At 36.5% G+C, this 21645-nt stretch carries 21 protein-coding genes; 7 read left to right on the top strand and 14 right to left on the bottom strand.

All coding sequences use genetic code 11. The annotated features are described in order from the left end of the window. Nucleotides 1-72: 72 nt before the first annotated feature. The 5 genes from priA to nadC all read right to left on the bottom strand — a co-directional run bounded on the left by priA (nt 73) and on the right by nadC (nt 5425). Complete coding sequence (gene priA / locus B5X53_RS06135) at nt 73-2526, bottom strand: replication restart helicase PriA (protein ID WP_079712363.1); 2454 nt, start codon at nt 2524-2526, stop codon at nt 73-75. Between the two features lie 80 nt (nt 2527-2606). Beyond that, nucleotides 2607-3044, bottom strand: a complete 438-nt coding sequence (locus tag B5X53_RS06130; protein WP_079712362.1) for a DUF2147 domain-containing protein — start codon at nt 3042-3044, stop codon at nt 2607-2609. 12 nt (nt 3045-3056) lie between these two features. Beyond that, complete coding sequence (locus tag B5X53_RS06125; RefSeq protein ID WP_079712361.1) at nt 3057-3620, bottom strand: chalcone isomerase family protein; 564 nt, start codon at nt 3618-3620, stop codon at nt 3057-3059. 26 nt (nt 3621-3646) lie between these two features. Continuing rightward, a complete protein-coding gene (locus tag B5X53_RS06120; RefSeq protein ID WP_079712360.1) occupies nt 3647-4564 on the bottom strand; it encodes a YihY/virulence factor BrkB family protein in 918 nt (305 codons plus the stop codon). A gap of 3 nt (nt 4565-4567) precedes the next feature. Continuing rightward, a complete protein-coding gene (gene nadC, locus B5X53_RS06115) occupies nt 4568-5425 on the bottom strand; it encodes a carboxylating nicotinate-nucleotide diphosphorylase (protein WP_079712359.1) in 858 nt (285 codons plus the stop codon). A 51-nt stretch (nt 5426-5476) separates the two neighbouring features. Between nadC and rlmH the strand changes: the two genes are divergently transcribed. From rlmH to B5X53_RS06095, 4 genes are all read left to right on the top strand, one after another. Next, nucleotides 5477-5950: a 23S rRNA (pseudouridine(1915)-N(3))-methyltransferase RlmH gene (gene rlmH, locus B5X53_RS06110; RefSeq protein WP_079712358.1), complete on the top strand. Its 474-nt coding sequence runs from the start codon at nt 5477-5479 to the stop codon at nt 5948-5950. A 10-nt stretch (nt 5951-5960) separates the two neighbouring features. Next, the gene (locus B5X53_RS06105; protein WP_079712357.1) at nt 5961-6533 is read left to right on the top strand and encodes a non-canonical purine NTP diphosphatase; all 573 of its coding nucleotides are present in this window, start codon (nt 5961-5963) and stop codon (nt 6531-6533) included. 63 nt (nt 6534-6596) lie between these two features. After that, nucleotides 6597-8387 (top strand): DEAD/DEAH box helicase, encoded by a 1791-nt coding sequence (locus tag B5X53_RS06100; protein ID WP_079712356.1) that lies wholly within the window; start codon nt 6597-6599, stop codon nt 8385-8387. A 76-nt stretch (nt 8388-8463) separates the two neighbouring features. Continuing rightward, complete coding sequence (locus B5X53_RS06095) at nt 8464-9210, top strand: carboxypeptidase-like regulatory domain-containing protein (protein WP_079712355.1); 747 nt, start codon at nt 8464-8466, stop codon at nt 9208-9210. On the opposite strand, the gene B5X53_RS06090 is transcribed toward B5X53_RS06095, so the two are convergent. The 3 genes from B5X53_RS06090 to B5X53_RS19310 all read right to left on the bottom strand — a co-directional run bounded on the left by B5X53_RS06090 (nt 9207) and on the right by B5X53_RS19310 (nt 12584). After that, complete coding sequence (locus B5X53_RS06090; RefSeq protein ID WP_079712354.1) at nt 9207-9749, bottom strand: SRPBCC family protein; 543 nt, start codon at nt 9747-9749, stop codon at nt 9207-9209. The two genes, B5X53_RS06095 and B5X53_RS06090, sit on opposite strands and share 4 nt — an antisense overlap. Before the next feature lie 22 nt (nt 9750-9771). Continuing rightward, nucleotides 9772-10431 carry a TrmH family RNA methyltransferase gene (locus tag B5X53_RS06085; RefSeq protein WP_079712353.1) on the bottom strand — a complete coding sequence of 220 codons (660 nt, stop codon included), beginning with the start codon at nt 10429-10431 and terminating at the stop codon, nt 9772-9774. 188 nt (nt 10432-10619) lie between these two features. Then, entirely contained in the window at nt 10620-12584 is a 1965-nt protein-coding gene (locus B5X53_RS19310) for a superoxide dismutase family protein (RefSeq protein WP_232764142.1), read from the bottom strand. A 149-nt stretch (nt 12585-12733) separates the two neighbouring features. Here B5X53_RS19310 and B5X53_RS06075 point away from each other — a divergent pair, with 149 nt between their 5' ends. Together B5X53_RS06075 and purB are read left to right on the top strand one after the other, a co-directional pair. After that, nucleotides 12734-13417: an SIR2 family NAD-dependent protein deacylase gene (locus B5X53_RS06075; protein WP_079712352.1), complete on the top strand. Its 684-nt coding sequence runs from the start codon at nt 12734-12736 to the stop codon at nt 13415-13417. 97 nt (nt 13418-13514) lie between these two features. Next, the gene (gene purB, locus B5X53_RS06070; RefSeq protein ID WP_079712351.1) at nt 13515-14852 is read left to right on the top strand and encodes an adenylosuccinate lyase; all 1338 of its coding nucleotides are present in this window, start codon (nt 13515-13517) and stop codon (nt 14850-14852) included. A 94-nt stretch (nt 14853-14946) separates the two neighbouring features. On the opposite strand, the gene B5X53_RS06065 is transcribed toward purB, so the two are convergent. The 4 genes from B5X53_RS06065 to B5X53_RS06050 are packed head-to-tail and all read right to left on the bottom strand — an operon-like array spanning nt 14947 to nt 16994. Then, nucleotides 14947-15492: a DUF4252 domain-containing protein gene (locus tag B5X53_RS06065; RefSeq protein WP_079712350.1), complete on the bottom strand. Its 546-nt coding sequence runs from the start codon at nt 15490-15492 to the stop codon at nt 14947-14949. 23 nt (nt 15493-15515) lie between these two features. Beyond that, on the bottom strand, nt 15516-16043 hold the full coding sequence (locus B5X53_RS06060; RefSeq protein ID WP_079712349.1) for a DUF4252 domain-containing protein: 528 nt from the start codon (nt 16041-16043) through the stop codon (nt 15516-15518). A gap of 2 nt (nt 16044-16045) precedes the next feature. Further along, a complete protein-coding gene (locus B5X53_RS06055) occupies nt 16046-16498 on the bottom strand; it encodes a hypothetical protein (protein ID WP_079712348.1) in 453 nt (150 codons plus the stop codon). Next, on the bottom strand, nt 16479-16994 hold the full coding sequence (locus tag B5X53_RS06050) for an RNA polymerase sigma factor (protein WP_079712347.1): 516 nt from the start codon (nt 16992-16994) through the stop codon (nt 16479-16481). The genes B5X53_RS06055 and B5X53_RS06050 overlap by 20 nt, the downstream gene beginning before the upstream one ends. 120 nt (nt 16995-17114) lie before the next feature. Here B5X53_RS06050 and B5X53_RS06045 point away from each other — a divergent pair, with 120 nt between their 5' ends. Beyond that, on the top strand, nt 17115-18587 hold the full coding sequence (locus B5X53_RS06045; protein ID WP_079712346.1) for a S41 family peptidase: 1473 nt from the start codon (nt 17115-17117) through the stop codon (nt 18585-18587). Between the two features lie 86 nt (nt 18588-18673). On the opposite strand, the gene B5X53_RS06040 is transcribed toward B5X53_RS06045, so the two are convergent. Beyond that, the gene (locus B5X53_RS06040; RefSeq protein ID WP_079712345.1) at nt 18674-19762 is read right to left on the bottom strand and encodes a YncE family protein; all 1089 of its coding nucleotides are present in this window, start codon (nt 19760-19762) and stop codon (nt 18674-18676) included. 19 nt (nt 19763-19781) lie between these two features. After that, entirely contained in the window at nt 19782-21623 is a 1842-nt protein-coding gene (locus B5X53_RS06035; RefSeq protein ID WP_079712344.1) for a TonB-dependent receptor plug domain-containing protein, read from the bottom strand. Nucleotides 21624-21645: the final 22 nt, after the last annotated feature.

The following is a 21645-nucleotide window of genomic DNA, read 5'->3' as shown; positions in this document are numbered from 1 at the left end:
AAATTTACACCAAATATGCATCATCTTCAAATAAAGAATTTTAATCTAAACCTGTGAAAAATTAAATCAAACTTATATGGGATCTACATTAATCACCACTTTCACGCTTCTAAAAGCGCCAATAGCATTAAAACTTCTCATAATTCGCTGCAGTACTTCTTTTGTTTTTCCTAATGATTGTTGCTGCGGAATTTTAAGCAAAATATTCTTATAATACTCGTTTCTTATTCTCGCTACTGGAGGAAATTCCGGACCAAGGACGTTTTCCTTAAAAACATTTTTCATTCCTACTGCCAACCAATCTGCAGCGTCATTGGTTTTGGAAAAATCCCGGCATTTTAGTGTAATTCTTATCAATCGATGAAAAGGCGGGTATTTATAATTATAGCGCTCTTCCAATTGATCTTTATACATTCCTGCATAATCACCCATGGAAACCTGCTGGATAATCTGGTGATGCGGATTATAACTTTGAATTAAAACTTTCCCTCTCTTTTTTGTTCTTCCTGCTCTACCAGCAACCTGAAGCATCAGTTGAAAACTGCGTTCGTGCGCTCTAAAATCGGGGAAATTCAGTAAATTATCGGCATTCATAATTCCTACCAGGTTCACCTTTCTAAAATCAAGACCTTTGGTAAGCATTTGGGTACCAATTAAAATATCTATTTCCTGTTGCTCAAAAGAATTAATCAGTTTTTCGTAAGCATATTTTCCGCGGGTGGTATCCTGGTCCATTCTCGCAGTCTTATATTCGGAAAAAATGGCTTTCAATTCGGTTTCAATCTGTTCGGTTCCAAATCCTTTGGTAGTAATTTCTGAACTATCACAGGCCATACATTTCTTTTGCATCGCAATATGATAGCCGCAATAATGGCAGCGCAACTGGTTATTATGGCTGTGATAAGTTAAGCTCACATCGCAATTGGGACATTGAGGCGAGTGACCACAGGTATTGCACTCCAGCACAGGAGAGAAACCTCGACGGTTTTGAAATAAAATTACCTGCTCCCCAGCATTCAGGGTATCTTTAATTTCGGCTAGCATTCTGTCAGAAAAATGCCCCTTCATCTCCTTCTTTTTATATTTCGTTTTTATATCTACAATTTCAATCTCCGGTTCCAGAACGTCGCCATATCTTCTGTTTAATTCTACCAAAGCATATTTATGATGCTGCGCGTTAAAATAGGATTCTAAAGAAGGAGTGGCCGATCCTAATATAGTTTTAGCTTTAAAGAAATTCGCTAAAACCACGGCAGCATCACGCGCATGGTATCGCGGTGCAGGATCAAATTGTTTAAAAGAGGTTTCATGTTCTTCGTCTACAACCACTAATCCTAAATTAGAAAAAGGAAGAAATATTGAAGATCGTGCGCCAATTACAATTCTCGCTTTTGCTGAATCTTCTAAAATATGCCGGTATACCTCTACCCTTTCGTTTACCGAATATTTACTGTGATAAACCAGAACTTTATCTCCAAAATAAGCTCTTAATCGTTCAATTAATTGGGTGGTTAAGGCAATTTCAGGCAAAACATAAAGTGCCTGCTGACCTTGATTTATTACTTTTTCAATGAGTTTAATATAAATTTCGGTTTTTCCGGAGGAGGTTATTCCGTGGAATAAACAAACATCCAATTCTTTGAAACCGGCTTCTATTTCTGAAAAAGCTTTCTGCTGAATTTCACTTAACTGAATCCCGCTTTCTGAAGCATCTCCGGTAAAAGTTACCCTATCGGTTTTTTCATAATATTCCTCGAGAATTTTCTTAGTGATCAGGTTTTTTATAATCGCTGCAGAAACTCCCGATTTTTCGCTTAAATCTTTTACTTTTAAAGGCTTTTTATGTTGTGCTTTAATGCTGAAAAAGCTTAGCAAAGCTTCTTTCTGCTTTGGTGCTTTTTCTAAGTCATCCAGAAGACGGTGCATTTCGGCTTCATTATCATAAACCGGGTTTAATTTTACGAAGCGTATTTTTTTCGGCTTATACTGTTCATAAATTTCCTGATTAAGAACGACCAAACCTTTTTCTACCAAAGCATTTATTACCGGTAATACTGCTTTTTTATCCAGGATTTTCATCACTTCCTGAATTTTCACCGAAGACTGTCGCTGTAAAGCTTCAATCACCAGAAACTCTTCATCTTTAAGTTGATTTTCATCAACTTCAGCATCTTTAATTAGCTGAACAATACTTTCACTTTCCAATAAAAACGCGCCGGGTAATGCAGCTTTTAGCACATCTCCTTCGGCACACATATAATAGGAAGCAATCCACTTCCAGAATTTTAACTGGTACGCGGTGACCAGCGGACTTTTATCTAAAATCTGGTTAATAGGCTTGGCCTCGTAAACCTGCGGCGGATTTTGATGAATTTTACCAACAATAGCGGTATATACTTTCGATTTTCCAAAGGGAACTGCAACACGCATTCCTTCTTCCAAAAATTCTGCTTCAGCTTTAGTTATTGAATACGTGAAGCGTTTTTGTAACGGCAACGGCAAAATTACATCTATAAAATAGGCCATATGGAAATTGAAAGTTTAATCAAAAATAAAAACCATCCTTAAATAAGAATGGTTTTTAGTGTTTTAAATTTTAGAAAGTTTTATTCTGCTCTTTCCCAAATTTTCGTTTTGTAGAAAAAAGCGATATAACCTCTAACATTTAGTTTATCGGGATTGTTTTCATCAACCCAAATTTTACCTTTATATTCTTTCCCGGACTTCGGGTCTATTAAAGTTCCATCTATATATTCATCACCATCTTTTACAAAGTCACGAATCACATTTAGGCCCTCTATAGGTTTATTTTTAAGCTCTCCCGGGCACTCGGTACATTTTTGGTCACGATCTTCTTCTTTGGTAATCTTTATCACTTTACCGTGGACTGCATCGTCTTCTTCGTAAATCTCTATTATAGAATTCACACGGCCGGCATCGTTTACTACCTTCCATTTACCAAATACCCCTTGCGCGTGGATTCCTGAAGAAATCAGGATAAATCCAAAAAGTAGTAGGTTAAGTAAGTTGAATTTGGTTGTCATTATCTTATTGTTTTATTGTTTACCCAGCATACCTTCTTTAAGGTCATCGTCTGCAGGTTCATTAGAAAGCCATATTCCAAATAAAGCCTTTTTAAACTCCATTCCCTCAATTGAGCCACTTTCTTTTCCATTTTTATAAATTACTGAACCTCTTGATGGCAAATAAACGATATCAAAAACATCTTCTTTATTAATTTCCTCTTTAAAAAAGCTAATGAATTTTTTAATTTCTGCTGAAATTGGTGCGGTATTTCCCCCGGTTGAGCTTTCAAAACCTTCAGTAACTGCGTCAATCATTCGGTCGCTGGTAATCATTTTTGAAACTATATGCAATCTTATTGCCATAGCTTCATCTTCATTCATTATTTCTGAAGCATTTCCAGATTTATTTTTAAGGTAAAGTCCGCCGGCATACATATCCATCCAGAATTTTTCTCTTACCCCGGCCCCATTAAGGGTCATTTCTTCAGAACCATATTCTAATGTTTGAGGCAATGTAGCACCACCAATTTCGGTTTGCGCTGAAGTTAAATTTAAGCCGAAAACGGCCACTAATAGGACTAATAGTTTTTTCATTTTCAATGTGGTTTTAGGTTGTTAAGTTATTTAATTTTTTTCTTCATTTTTATTAAAGAAGCATTTAATTCAAATCCTAAGAGCAATATATTAGAATTTAACCAGATATACACCATTAAAATTAGCAATGCTCCAATAGAACCATATAATTCGTTATACGCTGAAAAATTTTCTATATACAAGCCAAAGAAATAAGTAGTTATAATTATCAATAAGGTTGTAAAAAGGGCTCCTATAGAAAAGAATTTCGCCTGCCTGGCTTCCTTGGTTCCAAAATAATAAAGCATTGCAACCACAATATATATTAATAAAACAAAACCGGCATATTTCACAAAAGCAGAGCTTCCATCGGTGGCCAGCCCTAACTCCTTTAAATCGTCCATTGCATAAGTTAAATAAACGACCAGTATAATGGTAAGAAGCAACAACAATGCCATAATAAGTGATATGCCCACCGCTACAAGGTATTGCCTAATTATAGATCGGTTGGCATTGGTATGGTATGAAAATTCAAACCCGGTAAAGATTGCATTTATTCCATTTGTCATTAAAAATATGGAAACGAGAAAAGCTATAGAAAGTAGTCCACCCCTGGGTGTATTGGCAATATCCAGCAAAATATCGTTAAAATATTCCTGGGTATCTGGCGGTAATAAAGATTCCATAAAAAGCAGGAACTGCAGCTGGAAATCGTCTATAAATTGGATATAGGGAATTAGGTTAAGCATAAACAGCAAAAACGGAAACAGTGCCATAAAGAAACTAAACGCAATAGCACTAGCCCTGGTAGAGAAAGTTCCTTTTATAATTCCACCGGAATAAATCTCCCAAAGATCATATAGCGATAACCCATCAAAGCCGGGCAAAATTACTGCCTTGGTTTTTCTCTCCCACCAATTTGAAAATTGTTCTAATTTAGACAGAAAGGCTTTCTTTGCAGCCATACATTATATTGCTTTTAAGCTAAGATCTAAGTTATAAACCGAATGCGTTAAAGCACCACTGGAAATATAATCTACCCCGCATTCTGCATATTTACGTGCGGTATCCAGGGTGATTCCACCACTGGATTCCGTTTGGCATTTTCCATTTATAAGCTTTACTGCTCTACGCGTATCTTCATAATTAAAATTATCTATTAGTATACGGTACACACCTTCACTTTCAAGAATTTCTTCAATTTCCTTTAAATTTCTGGCCTCAACAATTATTTTAAGATCAAGTTTATTGCTTTTAAGGTAATCTTTAGTTTTGTTAATTGCCTTAGAAATCCCGCCGGCAAAATCTATATGATTGTCCTTTAACATGATCATATCGTACAATGCGAATCTATGATTCTCTCCTCCACCAATCTTTACCGCCCATTTTTCTAATGCGCGAATCCCGGGAGTGGTTTTTCGGGTATCCAAAATCTTGGTATTGGTACCTTCCAGTTTTTGAACAAACGTGTTTGTTTTTGTCGCAATTGCACTCATTCTTTGCATCGCGTTTAATACCAATCTTTCAGCTTTTAAAATTGATTGTGAACTCCCTTCAACAAAAAAAGCAACATCTCCCCTTTCTATGGTTTTACCATCTTTAAGAAAAACTTCTATTTTTAATTCAGGATCTACTTTTTCAAAAACCTGCAGGGCAAAATCTACACCCGCTAGTATTCCTTTATCTTTTACCAGGAGTTTGGCTTTTCCTTTAGCATCAGCAGGAATACAGGCTAAGGAGCTGTGATCACCTTCTCCAACGTCTTCCCTAAGCGCATTTTCAATAATAAGATCTATTTCTTTTTCAAATTGTTCTTTTGAGATCATTTGCAATACTTATTTTTGTAAATGTAGCAAAGTCTGCGTTAAATATACCGAATGACCATAAAATTACTCTGCATAGGAAAGACCGATAATAGGGAGCTAAAACAGCTAATTGAGGTTTATAAAAAACGACTTCAGTTTTATAATAAATTTGAAATTGAAATTATTCCCAACCTTAAAAAGACGAAAAACCTTGATGAAAATCAACAAAAGGAAAAAGAAGGGGAATTAATTCTGGCTAAAGTGCAGAATTCAGATTTCCTGGTGCTTTTAGATGAAAATGGAAAAGAATTTTCTTCCGAAAAATTTTCAGTATATATTCAAAAACGATTAAATAGCGGCCTCAAACAGCTAATTTTTATAATTGGCGGTCCTTATGGTTTTTCTAAAACTGTTTATACAAGAGCTGATGCAAAAGTCGCGCTTTCACAAATGACATTCTCTCACCAAATGGTGCGATTATTTTTTACCGAACAATTATACCGTGCTTTCACTATTTTGAAAAACGAACCCTACCACCACCGCTAAAACCCAATCTATGGAACTTGTATTCGCTACGCATAATAAAAATAAGCTAATTGAAATTAAAGCACTTTTGCCACATTACATCAAACTACTGTCTTTGGACGATATTGGTTGTAAGGAAGATATTCCCGAAACTGCCGATACAATAGAAGGTAATGCAATTTTAAAAGCAGAATACGTGAAAAACCGATATGGCTATGATTGTTTTGCCGATGATACCGGGCTGGAAGTTGAAGTGTTAAACGGTAAACCCGGCGTTTTCTCTGCCCGTTATGCAGGAGAAAATAAGGATGATGCAGCAAATGTCAGAAAATTGCTTAGCGAGTTAGAAAATAAAGAAAACCGAAATGCTCAATTTAAAACTACCATTGCTTTAAATTTAAACGATAGGCAAAACCTCTTTACCGGAATTTGTAAAGGAGAAATAATAAAAGAAACACGCGGCGAAAAGGGTTTTGGCTACGATCCTGTATTTAAACCAAATGATTTTGAGAAGACTTTTGCCGAAATGAGCCTGGGAGAAAAATCAGAAATAAGTCATCGCGGGAAAGCCTTTAGAGAGCTAATCGCCTATCTTTCAAAATAAAAGAAGTAGATAGGTATATATTGCTATGTAAGCCGTACCTTTGCCGCTTATTTAATTTTTTATATGAACAAATTTGAACAATTAGGTTTAAACCCTTCTATTCTTAAAGCAGTCGAAGAAATGGGTTTTACAGACCCAAGTGAGATACAGGAAAAAGCGATTCCTGTTTTATTAAACGAAGATACCGATATGGTGGCATTAGCCCAAACCGGTACAGGAAAGACAGCTGCTTTTGGATTCCCGCTTATCCAGAAAATAAACGTAAGTAAAAAGCATACCCAGGCATTAATTCTTTCACCCACACGTGAACTTTGCCTGCAAATTACCAACGAAATAAAGAATTACGCGAAATTTGAAAAAGGTCTAACTCCGGTTGCTATCTATGGTGGCGCCAGCATTACAGACCAGGCACGTCAAATAGAACGTGGAGCGCAAATTATTGTAGCTACTCCCGGGCGTATGCAGGATATGATTAATCGTAATCTTGTAGATATTTCTAAAATAGAATACTGTGTTTTAGATGAAGCCGATGAGATGCTTAATATGGGTTTCTTTGAAGACATTAAGGCCATTTTATCGCATACTCCAAAAGAAAAGCATACCTGGTTATTTTCTGCAACTATGCCAAAAGAAGTTGCAACAATTGCCAAGAAATTTATGCGTACTCCTATTGAAATTACCGTAGGATCTAAAAACCAGGGTACATCTAATGTTTCCCACGAGTTTTACCTGGTAAATTCAAGACAACGTTACGAAGCTTTAAAAAGACTGGCAGATGCCAATCCAGATATCTTTTCAGTAATTTTTTGCCGAACAAAAAGAGATACTCAAAAAGTAGCTGAAAAACTTATTGAAGACGGTTATAGCGCTGCAGCTTTGCACGGTGACCTTAGCCAGAATCAACGTGATTTGGTTATGAAAAGTTTTAGAAATAAGCAAATTCAAATGTTGGTAGCTACAGATGTTGCTGCCCGCGGAATTGACGTAGACGATATTACTCACGTAATCAACTACCAGTTACCCGATGAGATTGAAACGTATACTCACCGTAGTGGTCGTACCGGTCGTGCTGGTAAGAGTGGAGTTTCTATGGTTATTGTTACCAAAAGTGAAATGCGTAAGATCAAAAGTATAGAGCGTATTATTCAGCAGAAATTCGAACAAAAAGATATTCCTGATGGGATGGAAATTTGCCGTGTACAGTTGTTTCACCTGGCAAACGATATTAAAGAGACTAAGATTAACCACGATATAGATGCTTATCTACCCGGGATTAATGAAGTTTTGGAAGATTTTACCAAAGAAGAGCTTATAAAAAAATTCTTTTCTGTAGAATTTACCAGATTCTTCAATTATTATAAAAATTCTGAAGGATTAAGTTCTCCATCCGCTCCTGCAGATGGTGGTGGTTCTGGAGATTCTACACGATACTTTATTAACGTAGGTTCTAAAGACGGATTCGACTGGATGAGCTTAAAGGATTTCCTTAAAGCAACCCTGGATCTTGGTCGTGACGATGTTTACAAAGTTGATGTAAAAGACAGCTTCTCCTTCTTTAATACCGATTCAAAAAATACCGAAACTGTTTTAAGCACATTTAAAGACTTTAAGCATCAAGGTAGATTTATAAATGTTGAAGAAACTACTGATACCGGCGGACGTGGAAAACGCGGTGGCGGCGGTGGCGGTGGCCGAAAAGGCGGAAAATTCAACAAAGGCGGCGGAAAACCAGATTTTAAAAGTGGTGGCCGTAGGCGTTCAGAAGGTTTTGGTGATTCGGGAAAAGGAAAAAAATCCGGTAACCGAAGCAAAAACATTGAAAGCTCTATTAAAAGAAGACGCAGCAAAAATTAAATTCACATCTGGCGCCTAAATTTTCAATTATGGCATTGTTTTTTATAAGTATTTTATAATTTAGGCGCCAATTGTTATGAAGAAATTCCTTTTTACCTTTTTACTACTTTTTTTAAGTCTCCAAGCCTTTTCACAGGATGTTGTATCTGGTACCGTTATGAATGCGGCCGATGACAAACCCATTGAAAAAGTTCATATTGTAAACCTAAACCAGGTTAAAGGTGCCGTTAGTGAAGAAGACGGATCTTTTGAACTTCAAGCTACGGTTAACGATACTCTCTATTTTTCCTATCTTGGGTTTAGACCTATAAAAGTTAGGGTAACCAATGACTGGCTTAAATATGGAAATGTAAAGGTTAAAATGACCGAGTTGGGAATTGCTTTGGAAGAGGTAGTTCTAAAACCGGTAACACTTACCGGTTATCTTGAAATTGATGCGCGTAATATTCCTATTTATGAAAATAACCGCTATAGTATTTCGGGCTTAAATTCCGGCTATGAAGGAGGAGAGAGTTCCATTTCCCGAACTATTGGAGCCATCTTTAATCCTGCTGATTTAATGCATAATATTTTTGGTAAGAAACCAAAACAAATGCGAAAATTAAGGCAGATGAAAGAAGATGATGAAATTAGAACCCTACTTAGAAATAAATTTGACAGGGAAACTCTTATCGCCCTACTTCCGATTAATAAAGTTGAAATTGATGAAATCTTACAGCGCTGTAGCTATTCTAAAGATTTTTTAAGATCTGCAAACGACCTGCAAATTTTAGATGCTCTAAGCGGCTGCTATGAAGAATACAGGGTTTTACAGAGAAACTAGACCTTTACTCCTTTTTCCATTTTGGTTTTTAAATTAATAAGTCCTTTTTCAAGATCCTGCCCCAATAATTTATCGGCACTATAAAACAGGCTTATTACTGAAAGCGGAAAAGGTAAATTACCGCGAATTCCCCACACTACTTTAGATTTTCCCGGTTCCAGTTCTTTTGCCGCAAAATAAGTAAGCATACTAACTTTTACCGGTTTCACAAACAACACCCTTGTTTCAAAAACTCTTGGGTGTTTTACTTTTATAATCTTTTGAAGCCCTTCCCCTATTTCGTTATTTTTACTTTTCCAGTAAATAGCCGCGCCTAATTTTCCATCTTCACCTTTATGTTTTAAAACAGCTTCAGGATGTTTTGCAAACCAGGGCACCCAAAGCGGATGTTTCTTTAACTGCCGTACATAGCTAAAAACCACGTCGCGCGGAGTATTGATCACCATTGTTCGGCTAATGTCATACCTTTTCTTTGCCCAGGCGTGCAGAAAAGCTATAAAAGTGATAAACGCTATAAGTAGGTAAAAAAAGAGGGTCATTAGAAAAAAATATTTAACTAATTTAATGATTTTCTGTTTTGAATTGCGCTATAATTGAATCTGAATTTTTAATACATTTTTTTAGCCATTCATATTTCAGCTTAATTTTATCTTCTTCAGAAAGTTGCCAGTTAATTTCACTACTTTTTAGTCTTGAAGTAATGCTCTGTAGAATAATAGCTGCAGAAACCGAAATATTAAGACTTTCAGTAAAACCAAACATCGGAATATTTAATCTGCAATCGGCTTCATTCAAAATTTCATCGCTTAAACCATCTTTTTCGGTTCCGAAGAAAAAAGCCGAAGGTTTTTCTATATCAAAATCTTTAAGGGCAGTGCTTTCTCCATAGGGTGTGGTGGCTACAATTTGATAACCTTTAGCTCGTAATTCTTTTATGCATTCTTTTGAAGTGGAATACCTGTTGACATCTACCCATTTTTGGGCACCCATTGCAATCTCACGGTCAATTCGCTTAGGCTTGCGTTCTTCTATTACGTGGACATTTTGAATTCCAAAAATCTCACAGCTCCTAATTACCGCGCTGGTATTATGTAATTGATAAACATCTTGCGTTGCGACAGTAAAATGATTGGTTCGTGCTGCAATCACCTTATCGAATAAAGCAATTCGTCGTGGTGTAAGAAATGTTTCAAGATGATCTATAAGGCTGGTTTCTTGCATAGGCTAAAATTATAAAACCCGACTTGAAGTCGGGCGTTTTGAAAGGAAATATTTTATTTTTTTTCTACTGAAATGTTTTAAAATCCAATGGACTGATCAATATACTTTTAGGTTAAAAAAAATATCGAAAAAAGAAAACCCGGCCTCATCGGGACCGGGTTCTTCACTCTAACATTAACATTTAAGTTCTAAGAATTAGAACCAACATTTCCTTGAGCTACAAGGGTTTCTAAATCGTCTGCACTTAAGTGCACATTTAGATAACCGTTATATTCCAAAAGTCCGTTATAGTCAATCATATCTGCATCTTCCCCATCAAAAGCTGATACATTGGTCATACTCATTCCGGTATCGCCATCAACTGAATTTAAAGAAATAGCGATATCTCCGGGTGCATCTTCAACAGATCCAACGTGAATATGCGCCGGATGCGTTCCACCGTCAGGAGTTCCTTCTAACATAATAGTTACCAAAGTCTCTCCGTTAACACGTTCTTCAAACATTGCGGTTCCCATTATTCCATCAACATCTACGCCTGCAAGATCATACGAAGCAGATTCACCGGTTAATTCATTTTGGCCTATATCACCCTGAGCTACAATAACTCCAAGTTGATCTGCATTTAAATGAACATTTACATAACCATCATAATTTAATACATCTTCGTAACCGAATTCTGTATCATCATCAAGCATTCCTACGTGAGTCATACTCATTCCGGTTGCTCCATTTACCGGATTAAAAGTAAAGGCAATATCACCACCTTCAGATGCAGTTCCCATATGAATATGAGCCGGATGCATTCCATCTTCGGGAGTTCCATCTAACATAATAGTAGCCAAAGCTTCTCCACTCATTCTTTCTTCAAAAATTACAGAACCACTAATTCCTTCAACAGCTCTTTCACCTAATTCGTAGGTTTTGCTTTCTCCGGTTAATTCATTTGCTCCTATATCTCCTTGTGCAACAACAGTTCCCAAATCTTCGGCACTAAGGTGAACGTTAACGTAACCGTCGTAATTCAGCACTTCTTCGTAACCAAATTCGGTATCGTCGTCTAACATTTCAACCTGAGTCATACTCATTCCGGTTGCTCCGTTTACAGGGTTAAAAGTAAATGCGATATCGCCGGGACCTTCAGAAAAAGAACCCATATGAATATGTGCAGGGTGCATTCCATCTTCAGGAGTATTATCTATCATTATAGTTGCGAGTGCAGCACCGCTTACACGCTCTTCAAACATTACGGTTCCACTAATTCCTTCAACAGCTCTTTGGTCAAGCTCGTACGATTTAGTTTCACCGGTAAGTTCGTTGCCGCCAATATCATTTTGAGCAACTAGAGTTCCAAGGTCATCTGCGCTTAAGTGTACATTTACATATCCATCGTAATCAAGAACATCGCTATACATAAATGCAGTACCATCGTCTAGTGCAGCTACATTTGTTTTACTCATTCCTGTTGCTCCGTTAACCGGAGTAAAGGTAAAAGCAATATCTCCAGGTGCTTCAACCACAGATCCCATATGGATGTGTGCCGGATGCTCAACGTCTTCTGGAGTTCCTTCAAGCATAATAGTTGCCAAAGCCTCACCATTTACTCTTTCCTGAAACATTACATTTCCGGAAATTCCTTCTACCGCTCTTTCTTCAAGCATGTAGTTTTTAGACTCTCCGGTAAGTTCATTTTCACCGATATCTCCTTGTGCCACCAAAGTACCAAGATCGTCGGCACTAATGTGCACATTGATATATCCATCAAAATTTATAGCTTCTTCATAAGTAATACTTGTTCCATCATCTAAAGTAGAAAAGGTAGTAGTACTCATCCCGGTAGATCCATCTACAGGTTCAAAAGAAACTGCGATATCTCCACCTTCAGCAGCTGTATTATAATGAATATGTGCCGGGTGCATTCCTCCATCTGGAGTTCCGTCTAATTCAAGTTCAACGGTGGTACTGTTATCTTCATTTTCCATAAAAGTAGCTGTACCTGAAATTGCAGGATCGGCAACAGAGTAAAGTTCAAAAGATTTTGTTTCACCTTCAAAGTCATCACCATCGCCATCGGAATCAACTGCATCATCATCGCTGCTGCAGCTCATAAACATAAACGGTAGTGCTATAAAAATAGCAAGTAAGAATTTTTTCATAAGTTTAAAATTTTTAAATTATTAGTAAATTAGAGATAAGAAAAAAGCAACAAAACGCTTTTTACCTTATCAAATCTATATATAGATACGAGGGAGCTGGATTTAACGGATGTTAAGGTTTATAAAAATAGCACCCAAACTATGTTAATATGAAAAAAATAGTAATTCTTACAGGTGCCGGGATAAGTGCAGAAAGTGGTATTCAAACCTTTCGGGACGTTGATGGCTTGTGGGAAGGCCACGACGTAATGGAAGTAGCCTCACCTATGGGGTGGGAGAACAACCAGAAATTGGTTTTAGATTTTTACAATAAAAGGCGCCGGCAGTTACTAACGGTACAACCCAATGCGGCGCATATAGCTTTAGCCCGGTTGGAAGAAATTTTTGATGTCGAAATAATTACGCAAAATATAGACGATTTACATGAAAGAGCCGGAAGTACTAAGGTTACCCATTTACATGGTGAACTCTTAAAAGTCAGGAGTACTTTTAATGAAAACCTGGTGATGGACTGGAAACAGGATCTAAAACCGGGAGATTTCTGTGAGTTTAATTATCAACTCAGGCCCCACGTTGTTTGGTTTGGCGAAGCAGTTCCGATGTTTGAGAAAGCTATGGAAATTGTAGCTGAAGCCGAGATACTTATCATTATTGGTACTTCTATGCAGGTCTACCCGGCGGCCGGCCTGGTGGATTTTGCTCCAAACGGAATTCCGGTTTATTTTATAGATCCTAAACCTAATATTTCAGAAAAAGGAAATCTTCATATTATTGCTGAAAAGGCTTCGGTGGGAGTTCCAAAACTGGTTGATGATTTAAATAATTCCGCATAAAATTTTCATACTACTGAGAGAAAAAGAAATGCTGCAGCGGTTTTAAAGAATATTTGGAAGCAGTATATTTACGGTTTTTAATTTCTAAATCAAATACATGACACCGCTAACCGCCATTTCTCCAATAGACGGAAGATATCATTCTAAAACCAAGCAGCTATCGCAGTATTTTAGCGAAGAAGCGCTAATAAAATATCGTGTAAAGGTTGAAGTTGAATATTTTATCGCACTTTGTGAATTACCACTACCCCAACTTAAAGATGTAAATCATTCGGTTTTTAGTGACCTTCGTGCTATTTATAAAAATTTTACTACGATTGATGCGCAGGCGGTAAAAGAGATTGAAAAAACTACCAATCACGATGTAAAAGCGGTAGAATACCTTATAAAAAATAAGTTTGATGAATTAGGCCTGGAAGCTCATAAAGAATTTATCCATTTCGGCCTCACATCTCAGGACATCAACAATACCGCGGTTCCATTAAGTTTAAAAGATGCAATTGAAGCCGAGTATATTCCTGAAATAGAACAAATTATTTCAAAACTTACCCAACTATCACAGGATTGGGCAAATGTGCCTTTGCTGGCAAGAACGCATGGGCAACCGGCTTCCCCTACTCGCTTAGGAAAAGAATTAGAGGTTTTTATCACCCGTTTGGAGGCTCAACTGGATCTTTTAAATAAAGTACCTCACGCTGCTAAATTTGGCGGTGCTACCGGAAATTTTAATGCGCATAAAGTAGCTTATCCAAATACAGACTGGAAGGAGTTTGGAAGTAATTTTGTTCAGGAAAAACTTGGGTTGCACCATTCTTTCCCCACTACTCAAATTGAGCATTACGACCATATGGCTGCTTTATTTGACGGGTTAAAAAGAATCAACACTATTTTAATAGATTTAGATAGGGATATCTGGACCTATGTTTCTATGGATTATTTTAAGCAGAAAATTAAAAAAGGAGAAATTGGTTCTTCGGCAATGCCGCATAAAGTAAACCCGATAGATTTTGAAAACAGTGAAGGAAATTTAGGAATTGCCAATGCTATTTTTGAACACCTTTCAGCGAAATTACCACTTAGCCGTCTGCAAAGAGATCTTACCGATAGTACGGTTCTAAGAAATATTGGTGTACCCATGGGTCACACAAGTATTGCTTTTAAAAGTACCTTAAAAGGCCTTGATAAATTGTTGCTGAATGAAGAAAAACTCAATGAAGACCTGGAAGCAAATTGGGCAGTGGTAGCCGAAGCAATTCAAACAATTTTACGCCGGGAAGGTTTTAAAAATCCTTATGAAACTTTAAAAGGTCTTACCCGAACCAACGAAAAGATCAATAAAAAAAGTATCGCCGATTTTATTGAAACGTTAGATGTTTCAAAAGAAGTAAAAGAAGAGCTTAAAAAAATAACCCCGCAAAACTATACGGGGATTTAAAATAAAAAAAGAGGTTGTTTGAAGGTAGACCCTGAAACAAGTTAAGGGTGACGAATCACCTTCAAACAACCTCTTCAATAGTTTCAACTAAAAACTATTCTTCAATTTCTGTTTTAAACATTCCGGTAATTCCTTTTAGACCATCTACGTCTACATCTCCTTTTTCAAGCGATTTCATTAATTCCATCAATTTCTTCGGATTCATATCATCACCTAATACACGAGCTACCCCCACACCTTTGGTGTCATCATAACCATACACAATAATTTCGTCTATAGCTTCTTCATCTCCGGTAAAATAAATTTCGGCTTTACGATCATTTGATCCGTATTTCATTAAAAGCTGGTACTTTTCATCCTGGAGTATACTATTTAGTTTTGTCTTTTCAGCTTCATATTCCTCTTTGTTTTCTTTAACCGGTAAAGCCAAAACATTTATTTTCTTCACACTTTCCAGCGTAGCTCTTTGATTTTCGTCTAGTTCTTCAGCGTTGGTAAACATACTGGTAGGTACATCTAAAGCGATGAATTTATTGTCCTGCTGATTTTCTACATAGTATTCCTGTAAACTCGGCTCGTTGGAACAAGAAACAAAAGCTGCAGCCGCCAGTGCCAGGCCTAAAATTTTTATTGATTTCATTTTTTTATTGATTTTAAGTTGATCTAAGATTTATTTTCTACATTTTTAAGCTCTTCAGCACCCGGAATTTTAAGGTCTGATGTTAAACGCGATAATTGCGAAAGGTCTATTTCTCCCGTAATACTTAAGATCACAGAAATTAATTCTCCTTCTTTTTCACCTTCCATAAACATAAACAGCTCGCTTACGTAATTATCGTTTTTTCCTCCTTTGGAATAAAACCGAATGTTCTTACCGTCTTCATTTACGCGCATTAATTGCTCTAAAGAATTTGAGTTTAAATAGCTCTCCACATCTTTTTGCATTTCATTTCTTACCGAAGCGGTAGTGCTGGTAAACATCTTAATCTCATCAAGGTTTTCAATGAGTTTGAGGTATTCCCGGGCTTCAGGGTTATCTTCGCTTAAATCTACTTTTGCAAGCATTTTAAACATCTTGCTGGTCATTACCATCGCATCTACATCCTTCATATTTTCGTATTTGGCAAACGACTGGGCCTGTGTTATTACTGGTAAAAGGCCAATAATAATTACTATTGCTATCTTTTTCATGGTTATTCGGTTTTTATAAATTTATCTTTGGTGTTATTAAATTCTTTTAGGTAAATAAGGTCTTCTTTGCCCTCGTTCATTAATTCGGAAACCATTTTTAGAGCTTCCATGCTTTTTTGCAAGGCTTCTTCTTTATCCTGAACAGTACCAAGATCGCTGTGATTCATTTCCAAAGGTTTATTCTGAAAAAAGAAAAGTCCCACTACTACAATTATACTTGCCGCAATGGCCGTCCAAAGGTATTTTTTCCCCTTCGTTTGCGACGGAAGTTCCACTTCCCGCTCCATTTTTTGTCTTCCGGTTTTTTCTGAAAAAGTAAATATTAACCGATAACTTTCTAAATCAGCTGGTACCTCGTTATGCTGAAAATACTCCCGAAGCGTGTTTTCTTCAGCCAGAGATGTTTCCCCTGCATCATATTTTTCGAGTAATCCTCTAATTTTTTGTAATTCCATAGTTGTGCTTGTTTGTTAAGCTCTCTCTTATTTTTTTTCTTGCTCTGGACAATGCTACCCTAATGGCAGTAGATTTCATTTTAGTTATTTCAATAATCTCGTCAAACTCCAGTTGCTCAATATCTCTAAGCTGAAAAATAATTTTTTGCTGTTCTGGCAGGTCATCCACAATTTGGTTTATCAACAACATTTCATCTTTAACTTCCAGTTCTCGTTGGAGGGAAATTGAATTATTTTCGTAATTCTGGTGGACAATTCTTAAATTATTATTCTTTTTCGCTTTTAATTCATCTAAACAGTAATTTTTTGTCGTTGTCATTGCAAAAGCTTCAACATTGGTATAATCCTTGAGTTTATCTTTCCGAGCCCATAGTTTAAAGATTACTTCCTGGGTAGCATCTTCGGCAGCTTCTTTAGAAATAAGCAGTCTCAATGCAAGTCGGTACATTTTATCTTTTACCGGGTTTATTTTTTCCAGGAAGGCTTGTTGTTTCATGTATTGCTGGTTTAATAACCTTCTTACCTTTAAAACGATTAGCGGTAATATTTGTTACAATAGGATTTTAAATTTAATTTAATGTGGGTATTTTTAGCAGTCTAAAACAAACTTAAATTTATGAAGATTAATAAACTAATTTTATTTTTATTTCTGGCTACCGGAATCTTGAGTAGCTGCTTCAAAGATGATGATGATGAACGCTTCCCGGTTGAGCCCGGTGGTGAAAATCCTAATTTGGAAATCGAAAACTATATTTATGATGCTATGAGCTTATGGTATGTCTATGAAGCAGATGTTCCTGAATTAGGCGATGATTATTTTGATTCTGAAGCCGATAAAGAAGAATGGTTGGCTAGTTTCGATTCTCCTGAAGATCTTTTTGAAAACGGACTTAAGGTGCCGGAACCAAAAGACCGATTTAGTTTTATTCTAGATGACTATACAATCCTGGAAAACAACCAGAGCGGTATAAGTACTACAACCGGTATGGATTATGGTTTGGTAAGATTTGGTGACAATGGTGTTTTAGCCTATGTACGTTATGTAATTCCCGGAAGCCCTGCCGATGAAGCAGGTGTAACACGCGGTGTAATTTTTACTGATATTGATGGAGAATCAATGACGCTTGATAATTATCAATCTCTTCTAGCAAGAAATGGTTATGACCTAACAGTAGCTGAAATTAATGATAATATTGTTAGTAATACCGATGAAACTATATCACTAAATAGAATAGAAATCACGGAAAATCCTGTTTTGTTAAATACCACTATTAATGCTGACGGAATTAATGTAGGTTATATTGTTTATAATAGTTTTACCGCAGATTTTGATGGTGAATTAAATGCTGCCTTTGGAGAGCTAAAAGCTGAAGGTATTGACGAATTGGTATTAGACCTAAGGTACAACGGCGGTGGTAATGTTGAAACTGCAGTTGATCTTTCCAGTATGATTACCGGACAATTTGATGGTGAAATATTTTCTAAACAAACCTGGAACAATTTCTTACAGTCTCAATTATCTGAAGATCGATTAGTAGATAGATTCAACGATGAGATTAGAACTGGCGAAATGATCAATAGCTTAAACCTTAGCAAGGTTTATATTATTGGTACGGCTTCCACGGCTTCTGCCAGCGAGTTAGTAATAAATGGTCTTGCTCCTTATATAGAGGTAGTACACGTGGGAAGCAATACGGTTGGAAAATTTCAGGCTGCTGCCCCTTTATATGATTCTCCTGATTGGGACAGACAAAATAGAAACCCAAATCATAAATATGTGATTCAGCCATTAATTTATGAATCTGTTAATGCGAATGAAGATGCTTATTCTGAAGAAGGTTTAATTCCCGATATTGAAGCGGAAGAAAACATTGTAGCATTAAAAGAATTTGGTTCTCCTGAAGATCCTTTACTTGCCACAGCTTTAGCCGATATTACCGGTAATAGAATGGCAATCCCGGCAATTTCTCACGATTCTCGCTTTACCAAGATTGGTGAAAGTGGCGATACTGATATTGATTATCAGAGAATGTACGTAGATGAGATTCCTGAAGAAATAAGGAAAAAAGCTGCTGAATTAAAACAGTAATTTTAAAAGGATATTTAATGCAAAAGCCCTGTTTCTTAAGTGAAACGGGGCTTTTTATTCAAATTTAAATAAACAGAAAAACGGTTTTAATCGTTAAAGTAGAAACCATTTGGGCTTACGCCTCCTGAATCAAATTCTGAAATTATTTCTCCTTCAAAATTATATATTCTTACCACCCCATTTGAGCTATAATCTCCTGCATCCCCAGTATATAAATATCCATTCTCGATTTCAAATCCATAAAAAGAAGTAATACCAGTAAAAGTGAAAAGACTCTCCTCAGGTAACTCTGTGGCCGATTCCTCCATGGAGTAGACAGATCCATTGAGAGTATAATAAATAGTATCATCTTCAATTTCAAAATTTGAAGGATGATCTGTTGAATTCGGAAAAATAAACTCTTCGGTTATTTCATTGGTTGATAAGTCTACTTTAGAAATACTCCCAGCTGTTTCATCAATTCCTTCAGCATAGCTAGGTACTCCTCCAGACATAACCCACAAGTAGCCATTTGATATCTCTATTGAATTAGGAGCATCACCAATTTCTATACTTGTCTCTACGGTATTGGAAATAAGATCTATAATCACAATCTTATCATTATAATTATACCCGCCCTGTAATGCCACATATACTTTATTGTTATCACTAATAATCTTTTCTGGCCCTTCTCCTACACGAATAGTTTCCGTAGATTCATAGGTATCTGCATTATATATAGCGATATAATCATCTGTATCATTCGATGCATCTCCCCAATTGGTAACATATATATTATCATCTACCAGAGTAAGATAGCGTGGATTACTTAATCCCTCCTCAATTGTATGAATATGCTCAAAAGTATACCTGTTAACAATTTGAACTATATTAGAAGCATTCATAACAATATATGCATAACTATCATCAAATGTGATACTCTGTCCTGTATCACCTAAAGGAGAACCATTTACTGTGGAAAATATATCGGACTCTAGATTAGAAAAATTATTGTCAATATATGATATTGAACTATTATTTTTACCAAAACCACCTTCATTAAGCACGAATAATCCCTCAGCGTAGCTTTCTTCCGGCTGTGGTTCAGGGTCAATATTGTCATCGTCACTGCTACAGGAATTCAAAAAAAAGCCAATTAGAATGGCCATTGTTAATAATTTACTGATTCTCTTCATTGGTTAGAATTTATTCTGGTTAAAAATTAAGGTTTAGATATATATTAAAATTTCTGCCGGGCATCCACCGGTTTTCTACACTTTGGTATTCTTCATCAAAAATATTGAGCACTCTTCCTCCAATTTTATAAATGTTCTTTTCACCCAAATCATAAGCTATTCCCAGGTTTGAAACCATATAGGCATCCATATTATAACGGGAATTATTATCAGATCTGGTAAAAACTTCGCCATTATATAGCAATTGATAATCTATACTGAAATCTTTAAAAGCATAAGTAAGTGCTCCTGTAGTTTTATGGAAAGGCACATAAATTAGCTGGTAACCGGTATTCATATTTTCTGAAACCGTATAAGCATAAGTACCAGAAAATCTTAGCTGGTGATTTTTCAAAATTTCCCTTTCCCAGCCGCCAAGGACCTCAAGGCCGTAAGTTTCTACCTTCTCTTCGTTTATGGGGCGCCAAACCCCTCCTTCTGATGGTAACCAGCGTATCATTTCATCAATATGAATATAATAGCCGGTGAGACTAAACTTGAAGTCTTTATGCTTAAAATGGTTTCCAAGCTCAACCTGATTGGAAGTTTCAGGACGTAAATTCAGGTTTCCGGCTCCTGCCCAGTAAAGATCGTTGTAAGTTGGAATTCTAAAATTCCTGGAAATATTCATTTTTAAACTATAGAAATCGGTAAAATCATAATTTGTTCCTGCAGAAAACAAAAACGGACTCTTATAATTATTGGTTATCTCTTTCCTGATTCCCAGTTCGTATTGAAATTTCTGAAACGGTTTGTGCTTCATTAATAATGCTGAAGAAAATATATTTCGGGTATTTTCTTCAATTCCTGACCCGGTACCATCTGTATAAGTATTGGTCAATACGGCATTAAACTCCAGGGTTTTGGACACCGAATAATTTAAATCATATTTGCCAATCAGGGTTTGTGCTTCCCCAAAAGAAGGATTGTCGGAAGCTATATTTCCGTAGAACTTATAATTTTCATTTAAATGGGCTAACCTCGCCACAGAAATGAAATCATCAAACTCACCTACCCATTCCAATAAATTTCGGGTATCAAAATTTTGGTATTTTGTTTTGGTTTCAGACGGGCGAATCAAGGAGAAATGCCTTTCCCCGTCAAAAATTTCGCTGTAAAATTTTAAGGTGTTTTTTTTATTTAAACGATAAGCAAACCCCAGGTTTAAATTGCTATTGTAGAATTCACCATTTTCATTCTCTCTACCTTCAATGGGCCATTCATAATCATTATCTGATGAATTTCTTGCCGTCGCCACACTCAAACTCCACTTCTTTCCAGAAGTTTTAATTTTATACCGGGCATCTAGGGTATTAAAACTCCCGTATTGTACGAAAATATCCTGGGTTGTTTTTTCGGTAAAATCAAGATTGGTATTTAAGTGAACGGTTCCACCAATAGCTCCCGTGCCGTAAATTACACTTCCGCCTCCTCCACGAACACTTATATTATCAAAACCGCCGGCATTCAGCGTATTAAAATCGGTTTGCCCATTAAACTGCGAATTAATATTGATTCCGTTCCACAATACCGCGGTTTGCGAAGCTGTTGTTCCACGGAAGGAAGGTGAGGAAACCATCCCAAGGCCATTTTCCTTAAAATAAATATTGGTATTAAAATTTAAGGCTGAAGTAAGTAGTGCCCCGTTTTTCTTTAAAACTGAATCATTTAAAACAGTAACCTGCTGGCCGGTAGAAAAATCTTTCAGTTTTTTATCGGTCAGGAATACCTCATCTAAAACGTTAACTGTATCGTTTTGAGCAAGGGAGGTCAGGCTGCATAGCAGACCAAGGAATAGTATATAAAATTGCGTTTTTTTCATCTGCCCTCTGACTTTTATCCCG

The sequence above is a fragment of the Salegentibacter salinarum genome, from assembly GCF_900168115.1.
GTDB lineage: Bacteria > Bacteroidota > Bacteroidia > Flavobacteriales > Flavobacteriaceae > Salegentibacter > Salegentibacter salinarum.
Note: the sequence above shows the minus strand (reverse complement) of the source record. Positions and strands in the feature narration are given on the sequence as shown.